The sequence below is a fragment of the Peribacillus sp. NPDC060253 genome (assembly GCF_042727425.1).
Classification (GTDB): Bacteria; Bacillota; Bacilli; order Bacillales; family DSM-1321; genus Peribacillus.
Window position 1 is genome coordinate 14,774 of the sequence record NZ_JBHXAS010000055.1, and the last position, 18,255, is coordinate 33,028.

General features: G+C 39.8%; 17 protein-coding genes and 1 other annotated feature (1 of these 18 running past the window's edge). Of the genes, 6 read left to right on the forward strand and 11 right to left on the reverse strand.

The genetic code is table 11. The features are described 5' to 3' along the window. Positions 1-156, forward strand: a binding site (T-box leader) (it extends 94 nt beyond the left edge of the window). A gap of 71 nt (positions 157-227) precedes the next feature. Beyond that, entirely contained in the window at positions 228-1,052 is an 825-nt protein-coding gene (locus ACFWE9_RS15195) for an ATP-grasp domain-containing protein (RefSeq protein WP_377357501.1), read from the forward strand. Positions 1,053-1,589: 537 nt separating this feature from the next. Here the strand turns inward: ACFWE9_RS15195 and ACFWE9_RS15200 are convergent. Both ACFWE9_RS15200 and ACFWE9_RS15205 read right to left on the reverse strand, forming a co-directional pair. Next, on the reverse strand, positions 1,590-2,195 hold the full coding sequence (locus ACFWE9_RS15200; protein WP_377357503.1) for a YczE/YyaS/YitT family protein: 606 nt from the start codon (positions 2,193-2,195) through the stop codon (positions 1,590-1,592). Between the two features lie 49 nt (positions 2,196-2,244). Continuing rightward, positions 2,245-2,685, reverse strand: coding sequence for a GNAT family N-acetyltransferase (locus ACFWE9_RS15205; protein ID WP_377357505.1), 441 nt, complete (start codon positions 2,683-2,685; stop codon positions 2,245-2,247). 128 nt (positions 2,686-2,813) lie between these two features. Here ACFWE9_RS15205 and ACFWE9_RS15210 point away from each other — a divergent pair, with 128 nt between their 5' ends. Continuing rightward, positions 2,814-3,266 (forward strand): MarR family winged helix-turn-helix transcriptional regulator, encoded by a 453-nt coding sequence (locus tag ACFWE9_RS15210; protein WP_230157221.1) that lies wholly within the window; start codon positions 2,814-2,816, stop codon positions 3,264-3,266. Between the two features lie 265 nt (positions 3,267-3,531). On the opposite strand, the gene ACFWE9_RS15215 is transcribed toward ACFWE9_RS15210, so the two are convergent. Together ACFWE9_RS15215 and ACFWE9_RS15220 are read right to left on the reverse strand one after the other, a co-directional pair. Next, positions 3,532-4,149 (reverse strand): DNA-3-methyladenine glycosylase, encoded by a 618-nt coding sequence (locus ACFWE9_RS15215; protein ID WP_377357507.1) that lies wholly within the window; start codon positions 4,147-4,149, stop codon positions 3,532-3,534. A gap of 116 nt (positions 4,150-4,265) precedes the next feature. After that, on the reverse strand, positions 4,266-5,831 hold the full coding sequence (locus tag ACFWE9_RS15220) for an MDR family MFS transporter (RefSeq protein WP_230157219.1): 1,566 nt from the start codon (positions 5,829-5,831) through the stop codon (positions 4,266-4,268). Positions 5,832-6,117: 286 nt separating this feature from the next. Here ACFWE9_RS15220 and proC point away from each other — a divergent pair, with 286 nt between their 5' ends. Together proC and ACFWE9_RS15230 are read left to right on the forward strand one after the other, a co-directional pair. Next, entirely contained in the window at positions 6,118-6,924 is an 807-nt protein-coding gene (gene proC / locus ACFWE9_RS15225; RefSeq protein ID WP_377357510.1) for a pyrroline-5-carboxylate reductase, read from the forward strand. A gap of 86 nt (positions 6,925-7,010) precedes the next feature. Then, positions 7,011-8,378: an FAD-binding oxidoreductase gene (locus tag ACFWE9_RS15230; protein WP_230157217.1), complete on the forward strand. Its 1,368-nt coding sequence runs from the start codon at positions 7,011-7,013 to the stop codon at positions 8,376-8,378. Between the two features lie 308 nt (positions 8,379-8,686). Here the strand turns inward: ACFWE9_RS15230 and ald are convergent, their stop codons facing one another. From ald to ACFWE9_RS15260, 6 genes are all read right to left on the reverse strand, one after another. After that, complete coding sequence (ald, locus tag ACFWE9_RS15235; protein ID WP_061461855.1) at positions 8,687-9,820, reverse strand: alanine dehydrogenase; 1,134 nt, start codon at positions 9,818-9,820, stop codon at positions 8,687-8,689. Between the two features lie 198 nt (positions 9,821-10,018). Further along, positions 10,019-10,840, reverse strand: a complete 822-nt coding sequence (locus tag ACFWE9_RS15240; RefSeq protein ID WP_230157420.1) for an EcsC family protein — start codon at positions 10,838-10,840, stop codon at positions 10,019-10,021. Between the two features lie 49 nt (positions 10,841-10,889). Then, positions 10,890-12,146: a PucR family transcriptional regulator gene (locus ACFWE9_RS15245; protein WP_230157216.1), complete on the reverse strand. Its 1,257-nt coding sequence runs from the start codon at positions 12,144-12,146 to the stop codon at positions 10,890-10,892. A 131-nt stretch (positions 12,147-12,277) separates the two neighbouring features. Then, positions 12,278-13,276, reverse strand: coding sequence for an inorganic phosphate transporter (locus ACFWE9_RS15250; RefSeq protein ID WP_230157214.1), 999 nt, complete (start codon positions 13,274-13,276; stop codon positions 12,278-12,280). A 15-nt stretch (positions 13,277-13,291) separates the two neighbouring features. After that, a complete protein-coding gene (locus ACFWE9_RS15255; RefSeq protein WP_053344716.1) occupies positions 13,292-13,912 on the reverse strand; it encodes a DUF47 domain-containing protein in 621 nt (206 codons plus the stop codon). Positions 13,913-14,150: 238 nt separating this feature from the next. Continuing rightward, positions 14,151-15,149, reverse strand: coding sequence for an inorganic phosphate transporter (locus ACFWE9_RS15260; protein WP_377357514.1), 999 nt, complete (start codon positions 15,147-15,149; stop codon positions 14,151-14,153). Positions 15,150-15,526: 377 nt separating this feature from the next. Here ACFWE9_RS15260 and ACFWE9_RS15265 point away from each other — a divergent pair, with 377 nt between their 5' ends. Further along, positions 15,527-16,357 carry an aldo/keto reductase gene (locus tag ACFWE9_RS15265; protein WP_377357515.1) on the forward strand — a complete coding sequence of 277 codons (831 nt, stop codon included), beginning with the start codon at positions 15,527-15,529 and terminating at the stop codon, positions 16,355-16,357. A 460-nt stretch (positions 16,358-16,817) separates the two neighbouring features. Then, positions 16,818-17,072: a GlsB/YeaQ/YmgE family stress response membrane protein gene (locus tag ACFWE9_RS15270; protein ID WP_170946860.1), complete on the forward strand. Its 255-nt coding sequence runs from the start codon at positions 16,818-16,820 to the stop codon at positions 17,070-17,072. 210 nt (positions 17,073-17,282) lie between these two features. Here ACFWE9_RS15270 and ACFWE9_RS15275 read toward each other — a convergent pair whose 3' ends face one another. After that, positions 17,283-18,197, reverse strand: coding sequence for an RluA family pseudouridine synthase (locus tag ACFWE9_RS15275; protein WP_377357517.1), 915 nt, complete (start codon positions 18,195-18,197; stop codon positions 17,283-17,285). Between the last annotated feature and the right edge of the window lie 58 nt (positions 18,198-18,255).

Here is an 18,255-nt window from a genome sequence, read left to right on the forward strand (position 1 = left end):
ATCTCTGAGAAGTAAAGTCGAAGTTTAGTAGGCTTTATCGGTTTCCTCCGTTACAAGGGACAACGTATGATCGTACGTATGTAAAGGGTAGTAAGGTGTTTTTTAAACACTTTATTAAACAAGAGTGGTACCGCGAGTTTCAATCTCGTCTCTTACTGAGACGGGATTTTTTGTTTTTTAGCTGGTTTATTAATAACACAAATTTAAGAGAAGCGGGTGAACGCGATATGAAGAAGTTACTATTTATAACAGATTTATACTATGAAGCAAAAGGGAGAAATTATTACGAGGAGGATTTATATCTTACTTCAAAACTTCGCGAAGAGTTTCATTTGTTGATCTGTCATCCTGAAGACATTGAAGCATTTGAAGATCATGCTGATTTAATTGTTTTCCGAAATGCAGGTCCCGTAGCGAATTATAAAGACAAATATGAAGCGTTCCGAACCCGGATTGTTTCGAAACATTTAAAAACCTATAATTCGTTTAATGGAAAGGCTGATATGAATGGAAAGGAATACTTAATTGAACTAACCAATGCACAATTTCCTGTTATTCCAACTATTGATACGCTTGATTCCCTAGAAAAACTATCTAATGTAGATACGTATATCGTAAAGCCGAAGGATGGAGCAGATTCTATCGGGATGGAATTTATTACGAAAGGTGAATTGAGTGAAAAAGTTGATTCGGCATCGAAAAATACATTGGTACAGCCATTTATCAATTTTGAATATGAAGTCTCATTTTATTTTATCAACAAGGAATTTCAGTACGCCCTTTATGCACCAGATAAAAAGAAAAGATGGAAATTAAAAGAGTATGTATCTACCGAAGAAGATTTAGCCTTTGCTAAACGATTTATCGATTGGAATAATCTTGATTGGGGGATTCAAAGAGTTGATGCTTGTCGTAATGAGGAAGGGGAACTTTTATTAGTCGAACTAGAAGATTTAAATCCCTATCTTTCCTTGTCAGAAGTATCTGATGAAACACGAAACAACTTTGTAGAAGCAATGAAAAAATCATTACGGAAAGCTCTTCAATCATAAATTTCCATTCTTGTATGGGTGCATTACTTCTATTGAAGTGCTGTGGCACCCTTTTTCTAGAGCTTAAGGGCAGGATTGGAAATAAGTAAAACCATTCTAGATAGAATGGCTTCAGACTGTAAACAAACTCGCTAATAATGGGGGGGTGCCTACAGTTTTTTTTGAGGGTTGTAAAATTCAAACGTTTCTTTCCACTGCAGGCACTCGCCTTCCGCGGGCGGCCCGCCCTCGGCGCTTTTGCGCCTGCGGGGTCTCCCATGGAGGCGTATTGCCGCAGGAGTCTCATACCTTCCGTTTCAAACCTGCATTAAAACTAAGATAGAATTACCAATCGACCACAGTTTTGGAGGGTTTGACATTGACCGTTGATTTCCACTGCAGGCACACGCTATCCGCGGCCCTCGGAGGAGTTTCGCACACCCGTTCCAATCCACTTTGTTTTAAACGTAGATAGAACTCCTTTTGCCTACAGTCTTTTTTGTTTTAAAATAGTAGTAGTAAAACTTGCGGTGATAAGGATGTTTTCTGAACATGATTCTATTCATCGAGATCAATTCGAAATGATGGTTTAGAGTTTTTTATTGTGAAGTTGCTTAATACCCTTTCAATAATTGGCATGAAGTAATGAAGAATCGGGCCTCCTAAACAAACGGTTAATAGAGTCCCAATGCCGATTGGACCATTGAATATGATTGCCATTGTCAAGAAGAGGAGATAAATTAATGTTTTCGAAAACAGGATATTCATTTTAGTTAAATCTCTAATTATCAACATTAAACGGTCAACAGGGATAGGCGCAAAATTTGTTTGTAAGTAAATTGCAGTTCCTAGTCCTATAACGATTAAACCTATTCCTAAACAAACAAGTTTACTGAACCAATGCTCTGGATTCATCAAAAGATGCAAGATGAAAAGCCATATATCAATTGCAAGACCGGTAATAAAGGCTGTTAGCAAACCCAAAAACTCTGGTCTTTGCCTTTTTAAAAACGCATTACAGAATATCATCATAAATGCCAGTATGACTTCCCAACTTCCTACAGTTAAACCCACTTTTATAGAGAGGCCGACCAAAAGTGCATCAAATGGTGAGGTTCCAAGGTCTGATAGGATAGTTAAAGAAATACCAAGGGTTAATATCAAGATTCCTAATCCATAAAAAAATATTTCGCTTTTCTCAACTTTTTCATAATTAATTAGTAGATAATTCTTTTATCATTAAAATATGAGGAATACCGTCTTCCATAAATATACTTGATGAAGTCTGATAGCCAAGTTTTTTATAAAAGCCCTCTGCCTGTGATTGCCCGTGTAGTCTAACCCGGGATATACCTTGATCTTCTGCTATTTCTTCCAACGCTTTAATAATTACTTTACCAAGACCAAATTTACGGTAAGGCTCTAGGATACAGATTCTCTCCAATTTACCAATGTCATCAACCCATCTTACTCGTCCAGTTCCGACAGGTTGTTCATTATAATAAACTAAAATGTGTTCAGAGAGCTCGTTTAGTGTGTCGAATTCATCAAACTCATCTTCTAATGGCACACCCTGTTCTTCAACGAAGACTTCTTTCCTGATATGAAAGGCTTTTTTAAAATCGTTAATCTGTGTTATTCTTTTTGACTCCAATTTTTTTCAGTCCTTTCTAGATTTAATGATTCAGACCAGTCATAATTAATGATAGCCATTTAATAGTATAAGTTAAAAAACCTTTGTTGTAAATGCAACAAAAACAAATGTATTAAGGAGTTTTGTAAATGACGGAAATTCTCCGTGAAATAGGAATGATAGCCAGGTCTTTAGATTCCATAAGCAACATAGAATTTAAAGAATTTGACCTTACAAAAGGGCAGTATTTATACCTTATTCGAATATGTGAGAATCAAGGAATCATTCAAGAAAAATTAGCAGAAATGATAAAGGTTGACCGTACAACGGCAGCTCGTGCAATAAAAAAACTCGAAACTCAAGGTTTTATTGAAAAGAAAAGTGATGAAAATAACAAAAAAAATAAAAAACTATTTCCGACTGAGAAAGGTGAAAAAATTTATCCGTTATTAATGAGAGAAGGAGAATATTCCAATTTGGTTGCATTATCTGGATTTTCCACTGAAGAAACAGAAACAATCTTTAATCTTCTTCAGAGGGTTAGGAAAAATATTGAAGTCGATTGGGAATTCGTAAAAAAGGGAAACAAGAGAGAATATTGATGAAGCTAATTGATTAGCCTTCAACAAACAAGCAGTGCTTTACTTCAATAAGGAGTTGCTTCGGCAGCTCTTTTTGGAGAGGGTTGGTTGAAGCAGTAATGCTATCGAAGGCAGGCACTAATGCTCAGCTTGTATTTTTAACGATAACAATTGTAGCGGTTATTTCGGACATCGCTAAATCCCCTCCACATATGGTTACAAACCGACAGGTAACTTGTATCCTTTGTAAGCTAAGAGGGGATAACATCTCACGGGCATTTTTGGGTCATCCTTTTTTTATTAAATTCTTGCGAGAAATAAACGGGTTGTCGGTAACCCAAAACCGCCACGGATAATCTTTTGCTTCCCCAGAGTTGTCAATTCCGACGCGGGGACCGCTGGATATGTGTCCAGGTTTTTTCCCTTCAGCAAGATAAAGCGGAGGACTCGTAAATGGACGACCATAATCATCCATAGTGATGCCTAGTGCTTTAGTTAACTTCCCAGGTCCATCCGTCCATTTATGAATATCGGCAATTCCGCGTCTTTCCTGCATTAACTCAAGCCCTGAATAAGGTTCCACAGCTCGGATTAAAATGGCCTCCGGATTCTCGGGCCCGCCGCTTACGACATTGACCAATGTGTGTGTATGCATGACGTATGTATATATCAATCCGGACTTACTGAACATCACTTCCGTCCGTTTTGTCCGTCTATTTCCAAAACTATGTGCAGCCCTGTCAATAGGGCCCATATAGGCTTCGGATTCAACAATGAAACCAGAAGCGGTCCCATCCGGTGTTTCTTTTACAATCAGGCAGCCGAGGAGGGATTTGGCTAGTTCAAGCGTGGGCTGCTTATAAAAATCCGCAGGTAAAATTGAATGATTATTTATCTTGTTCATAGTATCCCTCCATTTAGTCTCTTATAGGTAAAATTCCCTTAATGTTGGAAAAGAAACATAGGAATGCATGGATTAAAAAGACCGGCTGATATATTCAGCCGGTCCCGAGCTTGTTTTTAACCTAATTCTTTTTCCGTTTCTTGCTCTCTTTTGATTCTGCCGGAGCCCACGGATAGTGCCACTAATATTCCTGCGGCAACAAAAAAGATACCTGTGACAAACACACTGGAAAATGCATGGATCCAAGCATTTTCAATTGATTTTAAAAGGACATTGCTGACCTCTGCCGGCATTTTAAGGTTTTCAGGAAAAAGCATGATGTTGAATAACGCATCCGTTTTATCGGCTAACGCTTTCAGTGCCTCATGCAATATAGGGTTCTTTTGGCTTACGACCGCATCATCCATATTTTGTTGTAGATTATGATTCATGACAGCATTCAATATCGTGATGCCCATCGTTCCTCCTATCGACCGGAAGAAGGTCGAAGCCGCTGTAACAGACCCGAGCTGTGATTTTGGAAATTCATTTTGAACGGCAATCATCAATGTTGGCATGACAAGACCCATTCCGATCCCAAGGATGGCCATGAATGAGTAAGCTGTGAAAATAGTCGTACTATCGTCCATCGTACTCATTAGGAAGAAGCCGAGCGTCGCAAAGGCCATTCCAAAGGTAAGCACGGTACGAAACCGGAATTTCAACAGTAACCGCCCGCCAATGACGCTGGAAAGAATCATACCGATCATCATCGGAGTCATGGTCGATCCCGCTTTTGTCGGTGAAACTCCCAGTACGCCTTGCATGAACAGTGGGACGAACATGATTGCCCCGAACATGCCAAGGCCCAGCAAGAATCCCAAAATATTCGTGGTGGCAAAAACTCTATTTTTAAAGAGGGATAAATCAAGGATCGGTTCAACTGCTTTTCTTTCAAAAATAATAAATAGGGCAATGAAGACGAGGGTGCTGCCGAAAATCAAGAGAGATTCAAGTGATTTCCATTCGAACTTATCACCACCGAATGTTAAGCCCAATAATAACAGGACAATACCAGGAATCAAGGTGAAAATACCAAGATAATCGATATTCACTTTCTCTGATTTTCGAATGCCTTCATGTTTCAGCCCGACATAAATCAAAATGGCAGATAATAAGCCTGTCGGTACATTGATCAGAAAGATCCAATGCCAGCTGATATGGTCAACGATCAGGCCACCCAGAAAAGGACCAATGACAGAACTTAAACCAAAAAGGGCTCCGAATACACCTTGCCATTTGGCTCTTTGTTCCGCAGAGAATATATCTCCTATTATCGTTTGGGATAGTGGCATGATCATCCCGCCGCCGATTCCTTGCAGACCCCTATAGATGATTAACTGCTCCATCGAAGTGGCAGTGGCACATAAAAACGAACCAATCGTAAAAATGATCGTGCCAATCAGATAAAGGGAACGTCTGCCATATAAATCAGATAGCTTTCCAACGATCGGTACAACAGTCGTAGAGGCTATTAAATAGGCAGTCGTTACCCATGCGAAGATGGTAAATCCATTCAATTCCCCGATAATAGTCGGCATGGCCGTTCCGACGATCGTCTGTTCCAATGAACTGAAAAACATTCCAATGATCAATCCAGTTATGACAAGCTTAGTATTAACTGCTCTTTTCTCCATTTGCATACCATTTCTCCATTCCTTGAACTTTATTCCTTATTTGGTTGTGACCAATAGGTCAAAATTATAATGCTGAAGTGACTATTAAGTCAATGCTTTTTTTTGTTTGAAAAATCCATTGCATGAAGGAGTGATTTCTATGGAAAGTTGCAGATTTGCCCCCATATCATCTTTATTAATTCGATTAGAATTCACTAAATCCTTCCTGAAGAATCTCTCAGCGTGTGTCGACTTACCAAATTCGATATAATAAGAAGGAGTATAGATGAACTTATGATTGGAAGTGTTAGATATGAATAAAAAAATCGGGTTTATAGGTTGCGGTAAAATGGGCGAGGCGATGCTTGAGGGCATGTTGCTTGCAGAAGTCATTTCACCTGATGGAATCATGGTCAGTACAGCAAGTATGGAAACTAAAACTAAGATCACCACGAAATATAAGGTTAAAGGTTCTTTGGATAATAAAGAGGTTGCCGGTTTTGCCGATTTTCTCTTTCTAGGAATTCAACCTGGCATGCATAAACAAGTGCTTGAAGAAGTGAAGGAATATGTGAAAGAAGACACAGTAATCATTACAATGGCGGCTGGGATCACTTTATCTCAAGTGGAGAACAATATCGGAAAAAAAGGGAAGGTTGTCAGGACGATGCCAAACACGCCTTCCCTTGTCGGAGAAGGCATGACGGCTATAAGCCTGAACGATGAAATTACAGATGCTGATCTAGCAGGTGTGAAGGCACTGCTGAATAGTTTCGGGAAAACGGAAATCTTGCAAGAAGATTTGATGGACGCTGTACCGGCTATAAGCGGTTCGTCACCTGCTTATGTATACATGTTCATCGAAGCGCTTGCTGATGGAGGGGTCCGTGATGGCATTCCACGAAAGCAAGCTTACAGAATGGCAGCGCAGGCTGTTATGGGAGCGGCTAAAATGGTGCTTGAAACCGAAAGACATCCAGCAGCCTTAAAGGATGATGTTTGTACGCCGGGTGGTTCAACGATATCTGCGGTAGCTTCGTTGGAAGAGAGTCAGCTTAGGTCCAGCATTTTACAAGCAATGAAGGCCTGCACGGATAAAACGAAAGGGTTCGGTAAGTAAAGAAGAATGGATTGCCTACATGTGGGCAGTCTCCTTTTTTACTAACTATTATCAGAATGTTTTGTGAAAAAAGAGGGGGATGCAGAATGAATAGTTATATAGAGGAATTAAGGAAGATACTGACGGAAGATCAAGTAACGGTGAATGAAACATTATTGGAGCAGCACAGCCATGATGAATCGTATCATACACCGCACCTACCAGATATGGTCATATACCCAAGAAATACTACAGAAGTGAGTGCAGTCATGCGTTATGCGAATGAATATGAAATACCGGTCATTCCTTTTGGGTTGGGATCAAGTTTAGAAGGGCATGTCGTTCCTGTCAAAGGCGGGATTTCCCTGGATTTGTCCTTGATGAATCAAGTTTTGGAAATCAGGGAACATGATTTTTTAGTGAAGGTACAGCCAGGTGTGACAAGGACACACCTTAATAAAGAATTGAAAAAATACGGTCTGTTCTTTTCCGTGGATCCTGGGGCCGATGCGACTTTGGGCGGGATGGCAGCTACAAATGCAAGTGGGACGACCTCGGTCAAATATGGGATAATGCGCGATCAAGTCAGGGATTTGGAAGTGGTTCTAGCGAACGGTGAAGTGATCCATACCGGAAGTTTAGCGACAAAATCATCTTCGGGCATTCATTTGAATGGTTTGTTTGTCGGCTCGGAAGGTACGCTTGGTGTATTTACTGAACTGACTTTAAAGGTATATGGAATCCCTGAAGTCACAATGGCAGGGAGAGCCTCTTTCCCAACAGTCGAGCAGGCAGTATCTGCGGTCAATGGTATCATGCTTGCTGGCATCCCAATTGCACGAATTGAATTGGTTGATGCCGAGTCCATAAAAAAAGTTAATCAATTCATGGAAAAATCCTATGATGTCAAACCTACTTTATTCCTTGAGTTTCATGGGAATTTCGCCGGACTAGAGCAGGACGTCAAATTCGCTAAGGAAATCGTGAGTGATTTTGGCTGCGAGGATATCCAGTTTGAAACGGATTCAAAAGCACGCAATGCTCTGTGGGAGGCCCGCCATAATCTCGCATATGCTTTCATTCACAGTGCCCCGGGTAAAAAGCTGATGGTGACCGACGTAAGTGTACCACTTCATGAATTGTCGGATGCCATATTGGAAACAAGGAAGAAAGTCGAGCACTCCAAAGTGGAGGGAGCGATTGTAGGGCATGTAGGTGATGGGAATTATCATGTATTGTTCATGATCGATCTGAAAAACCCTGAAGAAGTTAAAGAAGCGAAGAGGATAAATGAAGAAATCGTTGAATATGCATTAACGAAAGGTGGTACATGTACAGGGGAACACGGGGTCGGCCTTGGAAAATCGAAGTATCAGCGAAGGGAGCATGGAGCAGCGTACGATGTGATGAAAACGATCAAACACGCACTGGACCCGAAAGGAATAATGAATCCCGGGAAAATTTTCATAGATTAAAAGAATTGATGTTTGGGTAATAACTTCAAACAATGAATGACGATCAATTGGTGAAAGGGCAGACTTGCCCCCTATAACATTGTGTTATAGGGGGTAAGTCAAAAACGCCAATTGCATCATGTAATTTAAACATATAATCGTCTTAAAATGATTTTCGTCTTTAATTCGTGTTATATCCGGACAAATCGACTGATGTGCGAGATAATTCGACCTCCAAGCCGATATTCCGACCTTCAACCAAAAAATTCATGAGATTTCCAATCAAAAAAAGACTTCAGACACGATGTGTGTCTGAAGTCTTTTTGTTATTAAGCGTTAATGTTGTTTGGATTTAAGGCATTTTCAACACTTACGTAGTTGTAACCTAGGTCTGTTGCAACTGCTTCGAATGTGATTTCTCCGTTCGCCACATTGACACCTTTTGCAAGAGCATCGTTTTCAAGGATTGCTTTAATGGCACCTTTGTTTGCGATTTGCAGTGCGAAAGGTACTGTTACGTTCGTTAAGGCTACTGTAGAAGTTTGAGGCACTGCTCCTGGCATATTGGCCACTGCGTAATGCACTACTCCGTGTTTTACATAAGTAGGATTATCATGTGTTGTTATGTGGTCAACTGTTTCAAAGATACCGCCTTGGTCGATTGCAACATCGACAATGACTGAACCTGGAGACATTGATTTAACCATTTCTTCAGTAACGAGCTTAGGAGCTTTAGCACCTGGAATCAATACAGCACCGATCACTAAATCAGCATCTTTGACTGCTTCAGCGATATTATAAGGATTTGAAATGAGTGTAGTCAGCTCATTTCCGAAAATATCATCAAGTTGACGAAGGCGGTCAGGGCTTAAGTCAAGTATCGTAACATCTGCGCCTAATCCAATTGCGATTTTAGCTGCATTCGTTCCGACCATACCTCCGCCGACGACAGCGACTTTACCACGTTTTACTCCAGGAACTCCGCTTAATAGAATTCCTTTACCACCGTTATTTTTTTCAAGGAACTGAGCACCGATTTGTGCAGCCATGCGTCCTGCCACTTCACTCATTGGTGTCAATAAAGGAAGTGTACGGTTTACTGCAACTGTTTCATAAGCAATGGCCAAGACACCGCTTTCTTTTAGTGCCTGTGCAAGAGCCGGTTCAGCTGCAAGATGCAAATATGTGAAAAGAATCAAATCTTTACGGAAATATTTATATTCAGATGAGATAGGTTCTTTTACTTTCATGATCATTTCTGTGCTTGACCAAACGCTAGCAGCGTCCTCGACTATAACAGCACCAGCCTCTTGATATGATTCATTTGTAAAACTGCTTCCTAGACCTGCATTCATTTCGATTAACACTTCATGTCCCGCATTGACTAATGCTACAACCCCAGCTGGAGTGATCGCTACACGGTTTTCATTGTTTTTAATCTCTTTTGGAATTCCTATTCTCATCTTAATCCCTCCAATAATATGTTTTACTATTTGTATCACAAGTATAGTTGGAAAAAGAAATAGTTAGTATGTGGAAATCAGAAAAATGAAAAAGGTGTATTTGTGGAATTCCACAAACGCAGTTTCAATAAACATAGACTTGCAGGGATAATGACCTGGATTCATATCAATAATGTTAGAAATCATAACACTGGATTTTTAATTATTTGGACTCGGTTCATGAATGCGTTCTAAAATCCGCCTTTTTTTATAAAGCATGATTCCCGTTTCGGCCATATCGGCAATCATGGAACGATTGGTAATAGCGCCAAAAATCATTCCCGCAACGGGCACCATTTGCAAAAGTTTTTTCCAGCCAAACTGATCACGGTATGTATAAACGACCTCTCGCCATCCTTGAAGTTCGGATGCAATTTCCCTTTTTGATTCAGACTCAGGCAGGTTCATTTTCGACAATTCATTTAATAGGGCTTTTTTTCCGACAATATCCGATGTGGTGAATTGCAGACATTTGACGATGAAAATACGCTCTTCGCGGTCACGGGGATCGAATCCATACGTGATGGCGATATCCTGAAGGGTTTTGATCGACATTCCGAGAAGAAGGGGGATGTCGATGGCTAAGGTGAAAATTCCGCCTATACCGGTAGTGGCACCTTGAACCGTAGCCAACTTACTGCCTGAATTTTTAATATCCTGACTTACGCTATCCATAATTTGGAGCGGTAGACTTGAAACATCTTCTAAGCTTGTAATATTGAACTCGGGATTCTTGGCCTCCAGCAGACTTAGAATATGGGCTTCTTTCGTTAAATATTTTCCGCCCGTCTGAATATAGCTGCCTAATTCATCTAGCATGACACCCAATTTTTTCTGAACGAAGTCCGGTGTCAACTTGTCCAATAGCTTAAAGGGGAGTCGCCCAATTCGTTCCCAAAACCATAGCCCTTTCTGATCCTTCTCCCATTTTTCGATGATTTTTAATTCCTTCTCAAGTTCTTCTTTAGTTTCAAGTATCATTTGATCAACCTTTCCACACACCTAGTATTCCATCCCAGGAAATAAATCATTAATTTTTCTTGGAAAATTCATCATATTGATTCAGTTTAATATTAAGAAAGAGGGATATTTTTTGAATCGGGTCCTTTAACCGGATATTTCCCACTTCTGAGATCCTTTTTAAACGGTAATTCAATGTATTCACATGGATATGAAGATTTCTTGAAGCTTCATTTGGGTTGCAATCTTTTTCTAGATAAACAGTGAGTGTTTGCAGCAATTCTGTTTGGTTTTTCATGTCGTATGCTTTTAGCTTAAGGATGGAAGGATGAACTCGGCGTTGTTTGTTGCTTGCGAGTGCTTCAATCATTTGAAACATGCCAAGTTCTTCATAATGTAAAATGAGTTTCATGTCATCAGGGAAAATATTTTTCATTTTTAGGGTGTATTGGGCTTCTTCGTAGCTTGATTTAACATCTAGTAAGTTTTTATACATATTGCCAGCCGTTCCAAGGATATGCTCAACACCGAAACGCCGTTTCATCTCCAGGATGAAGAAGGGGATGAAATCATAAATCGATGAAGTGAAAGAAGGGCTGTTTTCCTGATTGGCTCCTGCGAAAAGAATGAGCTTATTATGGTCAATGGCAAATAAAGAACTGTTTATCTTTTGAGTAGTCGTTAACATATATGAAATATAGCGCTCCACTTCGCGATTGATTTCTTTAGGAAATTCGAATACCAATATAGAAAAAACCACGGGAACATGGATGGAGAATTTCGTGAAATTTTCAATTATTTCAGATTCCTCTTGGTAGTGACCGGTCAACATACGCCAAAGGAACTCTTGATGACCTGCTTCTTTCCTTTGCTTTTTCAATTGCAATTGCTGCAACTGATTTTTGGCCTCCTTGGCAGCGAATTGCAAAAATTTCATATCTTCTTCGGAGAAAGGTTCATTTACTTCCAAAGCCCAAATGAATCCAAGGACTTCATTATTTTTTCGAATGGAAACCGCAGCCCTGTTACCGAGACCGACATCATTGATGGCCCCGATTTTAATGGGGGCATCTTCTTTCAATAAAGCGGGGATGAAGCCATCTTTCCATAAACTGTTGATGACCTTTTCAGGGACACGTCTTCCGATAATGGTCATGATACGAGCCTGATCCGTAGTATCATCGTGTGTGCTATAAGCAAGTAAGCGATGGTTACCGTCCTCGATTGTAATGGGGCAACCTAAAACAGAACTGATTCTATCGGCAAACTCCATCATATCTCCATAAAGGTCTTTAAAAATATCTCTATTTTTTTCGAATTCCTTCATATTCATTTTACCCCTCGCTAAAAAAATTCCTTCTCCTTGAATTTTAAACGATTTTCTTTGAATAAGCATAGATAAATCCATTGTTAAAACAGAAAATCCCGTCCGATTGAAATAGGAAGGGATTTTTTATTTTAGAATATTAAATTAATCAAAAGATAAATCAAACCTGCTAATGTTGCCGAAATCGGAATGGTAATGAACCAAGTGATGATCATTCTTTTTGCCGTTCCCCATTTTACGCCCTTGACACGATGGGCCGATCCAACTCCTAGGATTGAAGAAGAAATGACATGGGTTGTACTGACTGGCATGTGTATTACGGTCGCGCCGAAGATGATGAAGGCGCCAGTTAAATCCGCTGCAACACCATTGACCGGACGGATCTTCATGATTTTGCCGCCAACGGTTTTAATGATTTTCCATCCACCTACGGAAGTTCCAAGTCCCATTGCTACTGCACAGGAAAATTGAACCCAGAAGGGGATATCGGAATTTGATGCATAACCATTTGCAATAAGTGCCATCGTGATGATACCCATCGCTTTTTGAGCGTCATTCGTTCCGTGGGTATACGATTGAAGTGCTGCTGTAGCAATCTGTATCGTACGGAATTTCTGGTTTGTTTTAGTCAAGTTATTGTTTTTAAAGACTACTTTAAAGATGCTGTAAACGATAAACCCGATTGCAAACGCAATTAGCGGGGAGAAAATCAAAGCTTGAAGAATTTTCATGAAACCTTCCCATTTAATGCCGGCGAAGCCTGCTGCAGCGATAGCGGCACCTGCAATCGAACCGATCAATGCGTGGGAGGAACTGCTTGGGATTCCGTAATACCAGGTAAGAAGGTTCCATATGATCGCTGCAAGAAGAGCAGCCAAGATTACATATGAACCATTCGGAAGCGTGAACGGATCCACTATATCCTTCGTGATGGTCTTCGCTACGCCTGTAAATGTCATAGCTCCGACGAAATTCATGATGGCAGCCATGATGATGGCATGACGAGGCTTCATGGCCTTTGTTGAAACAGCAGTCGCTATTGCATTGGCTGTATCATGGAAACCATTGATAAAGTCAAATGCTAAAGCAAAGAAAACGATTAATATTGTTAAAATTAATAAAGTATCCATTTATTGGGGTACTCCTTAGGCGTTTTTCATTATGATTGTTTCAAGTGTATTGGCCACTGCTTGACAGTGATCGGCTATCTCTTCAAGGCTTTCATATATTTCTTTATATTGAATGATCCTGATTGGATCTTTTTCAACAGTAAATAAGTTTTTGATCGATTGACGTTGAATTCCGTCGCAAACTGATTCAAGATCTTTAATTTTGATTGCATTTTCACGAATCATTGGTAATTTTTTTGTGGATAGTGTATCGACAGCTATTTCAATTTCATACGTACACTCTTTGATGGCATCCACAAACTTAAGCATATACTCATCTGCATTGACAATGGAGTACATTTCGAATAATGCGGCACAGTGTTCTAAACCGTCAATGACATCATCCATTCTCATGGTTAATTCAAGGATATCCTCGCGTTCGATAGGAGTGATGAAGGCATTGTTCAGCTCTTTAATCACGTTATGAACCATTGAATCGCCTTTATGCTCATAATCTTTCATGGTATCTGAAAATACCTTAAGATCGGAGATGTTTTTCAATTTATAATCCGCGAAATAGTCAGCACCCTCTTTAAGATTTTGAGCGATGTTGAAAAGCATTACTGCGAATTTGTCTTTTTTTGATTTAAAAGCCATGTTAAAGCCTCCCAATTAGTCATGCAAATTTACGCACTTTAGTCGTACGCTTAGTATTAACAAATTGATTGTAACGAATTCATGTAGGAACAGGGAAGGTTTTTCGACGAAAATTTACAAAATCTTAATAAAACTTTACAAACCAAAACAAGGATAAGTAAAAAATGGGAAACAGTTACACTTTCAAAGCAGAATTTGCAAAAAAAAAAGCCTTTCCGATACGAAAAGGCTGAAGGTGCTATAAAAATAAAGCAATTAAATAATAAATTAATCCTGCCAATGATGCGGAAATCGGCAAGGTTATGAACCAAGTAATCAACATGCTTTTAGCAGTTCCCCATTTTACCCCTTTAATCCGGTGTGCAGAACCCACACCAAGTATGGATGAAGAAATGACATGTGTCGTACTGACAGGCATATGCAGGAAGGTAGCACCGAAAATGATGGCTGCACCAGTCACATCCGCAGCAACCCCGTTAACGGGACGTATTTTCATGATTTTACCACCGACGGTTTTAATGATCTTCCAACCACCGATGGATGTACCAAGCGCCATGGCAATTGCACAGGATAATTGTACCCAGAAAGGTACCTCGGAGTTAGAGGCATATCCGTTAGCGATTAAAGCCATAGTGATGATACCCATGGATTTTTGCGCATCATTCGTACCATGTGTATAGGACTGGATGGCAGCCGTGAGAATTTGTATTCTCCTGAATCGTTTGTTGGTCTTTCCTAAATTATTATTTTTGAAAATCACCTTGAAGATACTATATACAATGAATCCAAGCGAAAAGGCAAGGATAGGAGATAGAATCAATGCTTGGATAATTTTAGTGAATCCACTCCATTTAATTGCATCAAATCCACTAGCGACAATGGCCGCTCCTGCTATCGAACCAATGATTGCATGGGATGAACTGCTTGGAATTCCAAAATACCAGGTGACTAAATTCCACGTTATTGCTGAAAGCAGAGCAGCCATAATTACATAAGTTCCATTGGTTAATGTGAAAGGATCAACGATATCCTTTGTAATGGTGTGCGCTACACCGGTAAATGTCAGCGCTCCTAATAAATTCATGACCGCAGCCAAGATGATTGCATGACGTGGTTTAAGCGCCTTGGTTGATACGGCTGTTGCTATGGCATTGGCCGTATCATGGAACCCATTGATAAAGTCAAAGACCAAAGCAAAAATAATAATTAGCGCGGTTAAGATGAATATGCTGTTCATACATAGAAGACTCCCTTAATTTCAAGTATGTAAAAAGTAAAGTTGGATTGTGACCATTGAATGGGCGTTGGGCAGTTTTGCAACTCCTCACCATTTAGAATGGGAGTTTTATGTTTGATTATTCTTTAAAGATGGCACCTTCTTTTTTTCCTTGTTTTAAAACGGACTATATAATTGTAACGAATTTCATATCAATAAGGATAGATGTTTCGTCATTTTTTTACAAATTAATTAATTTGGTGAAGAATTTAAGGGAGGGAAATCTGATAAAACGGGATTATTTTCAGTTTAGTGCCCCTCAATATTCCGAGGCTTATGGTTAGAAATAGAAGGAGGGGAGATGTATAATTGGTAAATAAAAGTAAGGGGGAATGACAATGATTTCAAATATTGGGGAAACGATCACTTTACATAACGGAGTTCAAATGCCACAGCTGGGTTTCGGTGTTTTCAAAGTGAAGAACGGCAATGAAACGGTTGAATCTGTCAAGAAAGCAATCGAAGTAGGATACCGCGCTATTGATACAGCTGCCATTTATGAAAATGAAGAGGGAGTAGGACAGGCGATTTCTGAGTGCGGAGTCCCTCGTGATGAATTGTTCATTACTTCTAAAGTGTGGAATACAGAGCAAGGATACGAATCGACGCTACAGGCATTTGATGCTAGTTTAAAACGTCTTGGCTTGGAGTATTTGGATTTATACTTAATCCACTGGCCAGGAAAAGACAAATACCTGGAAACCTGGAAAGCGTTAGAAAAGCTTTATAAGGATGGAAAAGTGAAATCAATCGGTGTAAGTAATTTCCATGTTCATCATTTGGAAAATTTACTTGCGAACTGTGAAGTCAAACCAGTCGTCAATCAAATCGAATTGCATCCACTTTTGACTCAAGTGGAAATTCGTGAATACTGTGCAAAACATGAAATCAAGGTAGAAGCATGGAGTCCACTAGGCAGGGGGAACCTACTGGAGGAACCAACGATTAATCATATAGCGAAGAAGCATGGGAAGAGTTCCGCACAAGTATTAATTAGATGGCATCTGCAACATGATATCGTGGTTATACCTAAATCGATTACGCCGTCACGTATCGAGGAGAATGCAGAGGTCTTTGACTTTTCTTTGAGCCTAAATGAAATGAATCAAATAGATGCCTTGAACAAAAATGAACGTTTCGGAAGCAATCCCGATGAACTTTTGTTCTAAAAGTGCGTCCTGTACGAATATAAAAATAAGTTAGGAAGGGTGTCCCAAGGGGCATCCTTTTTCTTTTACCTATAAGAACATATTTGCGACAGTTAATGCTTATACTAACTATGTGACAAAGTTAAGCATATGGTATACCCGTTTCATATGTCTAATAATCCTTTTTTTGCTGTCAAATATTTATAAAAAAAAATAGGTTTTAGATTATTAAAACGGGGAAAATAATGAGTACAGCGGCAAACAAAAAGAAAAACACACTAACACATTGAGGAGTGTCCAATTAGTTCCTCAGGGGCTATAGCTAGCTAACTCTACCCATTGAATTGGATAACGGCATCATACCATTTGAATTAACGTTAAAGAACTGAAAAGGCATGACTGGATGGAAGTGATGAAATTTCTTGTTGTCTGCTGTTGCAGGTGAAAAAATTATAACTAAATTTGAAGGAGGAAATATATTATGGGATTTTTATGGTCATTAATTATCGGAGGTATCATTGGTTGGTTAGCAGGTATGATCGTTGGGCGTGATGTACCATTTGGAATTATCGGTAACATTATCGCAGGTTTTGTTGGTGCATGGTTAGGTTCATTAATTCTTGGGAACTGGGGACCATCAGTAGCGGATTTCGCTATTATTCCAGCATTGATTGGGGCAATCGTATTTGTCTTCATCTTAAGCCTTATCTTAAAAGGCATGAGAAAAGCATCATAACTACAAAAATAAAGCTGGCCGAAGAGGCCAGCTATTTTTTTTGTTCATATCCTTATGCTATTTGGAGTGAAATCCGACCTTCGTGGAGATAAAACGTCCGATAGGAAATCCAAAGGAAATCGAGATATGGGGACAATTGTATTTCATATATAAGGAAGAAATTAAAAGAACACCGCTCCGTAAGGGAACGGTGTTCTTTTTTTTATGACTTTATAATAGGTGAACATTGAATATTTCAGGGCTATCGATAAATGGAGCTTCTATAGTCATTTTTTGTTCGGAAATGGGGTGGGTGAATTCGATTTTCCGTGCATGCAGGGCTTGACGTGGAAATGTCCGCCTTCCGCCATATAGGGTATCTCCTGCCAAAGGGTGTTGCAAGTGACTGAAATGCACCCGGATCTGGTGGGTTCGGCCACTTTCCAAGGTGCAGCCGACGAATGTCAAGTTTTTCTTGGAATCACGATTGAGAACCCGATAATGGGTGACTGCTGTCTGGCCTGTAGGAGAAACTCTCCGCCTTGTAGCATGGTGGCGGTCACGGCCTATTTTTTCTTTGATTTCGCCTTGATCGTTTTTAATGATTCCTTCTACTAAAGCAAGATATGTCCGTTTGATTTCCCTTTCCTCTAACATTCTATCCAGAATGGACCCAATGAGGCGGTTTTTAGCAAAAAGGACTGCACCTGTGGTATCTTTATCCAGCCTATGAATATGCTTTATCATACAAGTCTGGCCGGTGTGTTGAAGATGGTATGCCACTCCATTGATAAGGGAATGTGCGTCACCGGGTTGTGAAGGGTGCGTATCCATTCCTGCCGGTTTATTGGCTACCAACAACACATCATCTTCATATAAGATGGAAATTCCTAAGTCTGCAGCTTTAACGTTTTCTTTTTCAGCATCATCAAGTAAGGGGATGCTGATCGTATCTCCTTCAGTAAGGACAGTTGACCATGGGACGGAATTGCCGTTCAACATCAATTCTTTACTCATTCTCCACTCATGCACCAACTTCTTAGGGGCTTTCCACCGCTCCCTAAAAAGTTTTTCCAAGGATAACCCATTCCAGCTTTGCAGAACTTCTATTAATAAATGTTGGTTTGTTATATTGAAATATTCCATTTTAATTCCTACTTTCGGCCTGTTTGATTGTGTGTAAAGGAAAAAAATATATAATAAC

Bases quoted from the DNA above. Each gene is read 5' to 3' on its own strand.
- ACFWE9_RS15245 (WP_230157216.1), bottom strand. From the start codon at position 12,146: ATGAAGGAATTCGAAAAAAATAGAGATATTTTTAAAGACCTTTATGGA.
- proC (WP_377357510.1), top strand. From the start codon at position 6,118: ATGAATAAAAAAATCGGGTTTATAGGTTGCGGTAAAATGGGCGAGGCG.
- ACFWE9_RS15230 (WP_230157217.1), top strand. From the start codon at position 7,011: ATGAATAGTTATATAGAGGAATTAAGGAAGATACTGACGGAAGATCAA.
- ACFWE9_RS15195 (WP_377357501.1), top strand. From the start codon at position 228: ATGAAGAAGTTACTATTTATAACAGATTTATACTATGAAGCAAAAGGG.
- ACFWE9_RS15265 (WP_377357515.1), top strand. From the start codon at position 15,527: ATGATTTCAAATATTGGGGAAACGATCACTTTACATAACGGAGTTCAA.
- ACFWE9_RS15240 (WP_230157420.1), bottom strand. From the start codon at position 10,840: ATGATACTTGAAACTAAAGAAGAACTTGAGAAGGAATTAAAAATCATC.
- ACFWE9_RS15220 (WP_230157219.1), bottom strand. From the start codon at position 5,831: ATGCAAATGGAGAAAAGAGCAGTTAATACTAAGCTTGTCATAACTGGA.
- ACFWE9_RS15250 (WP_230157214.1), bottom strand. From the start codon at position 13,276: ATGGATACTTTATTAATTTTAACAATATTAATCGTTTTCTTTGCTTTA.
- ald (WP_061461855.1), bottom strand. From the start codon at position 9,820: ATGAGAATAGGAATTCCAAAAGAGATTAAAAACAATGAAAACCGTGTA.
- ACFWE9_RS15210 (WP_230157221.1), top strand. From the start codon at position 2,814: ATGACGGAAATTCTCCGTGAAATAGGAATGATAGCCAGGTCTTTAGAT.
- ACFWE9_RS15255 (WP_053344716.1), bottom strand. From the start codon at position 13,912: ATGGCTTTTAAATCAAAAAAAGACAAATTCGCAGTAATGCTTTTCAAC.
- ACFWE9_RS15260 (WP_377357514.1), bottom strand. From the start codon at position 15,149: ATGAACAGCATATTCATCTTAACCGCGCTAATTATTATTTTTGCTTTG.
- ACFWE9_RS15215 (WP_377357507.1), bottom strand. From the start codon at position 4,149: ATGAACAAGATAAATAATCATTCAATTTTACCTGCGGATTTTTATAAG.
- ACFWE9_RS15275 (WP_377357517.1), bottom strand. From the start codon at position 18,197: ATGGAATATTTCAATATAACAAACCAACATTTATTAATAGAAGTTCTG.
- ACFWE9_RS15270 (WP_170946860.1), top strand. From the start codon at position 16,818: ATGGGATTTTTATGGTCATTAATTATCGGAGGTATCATTGGTTGGTTA.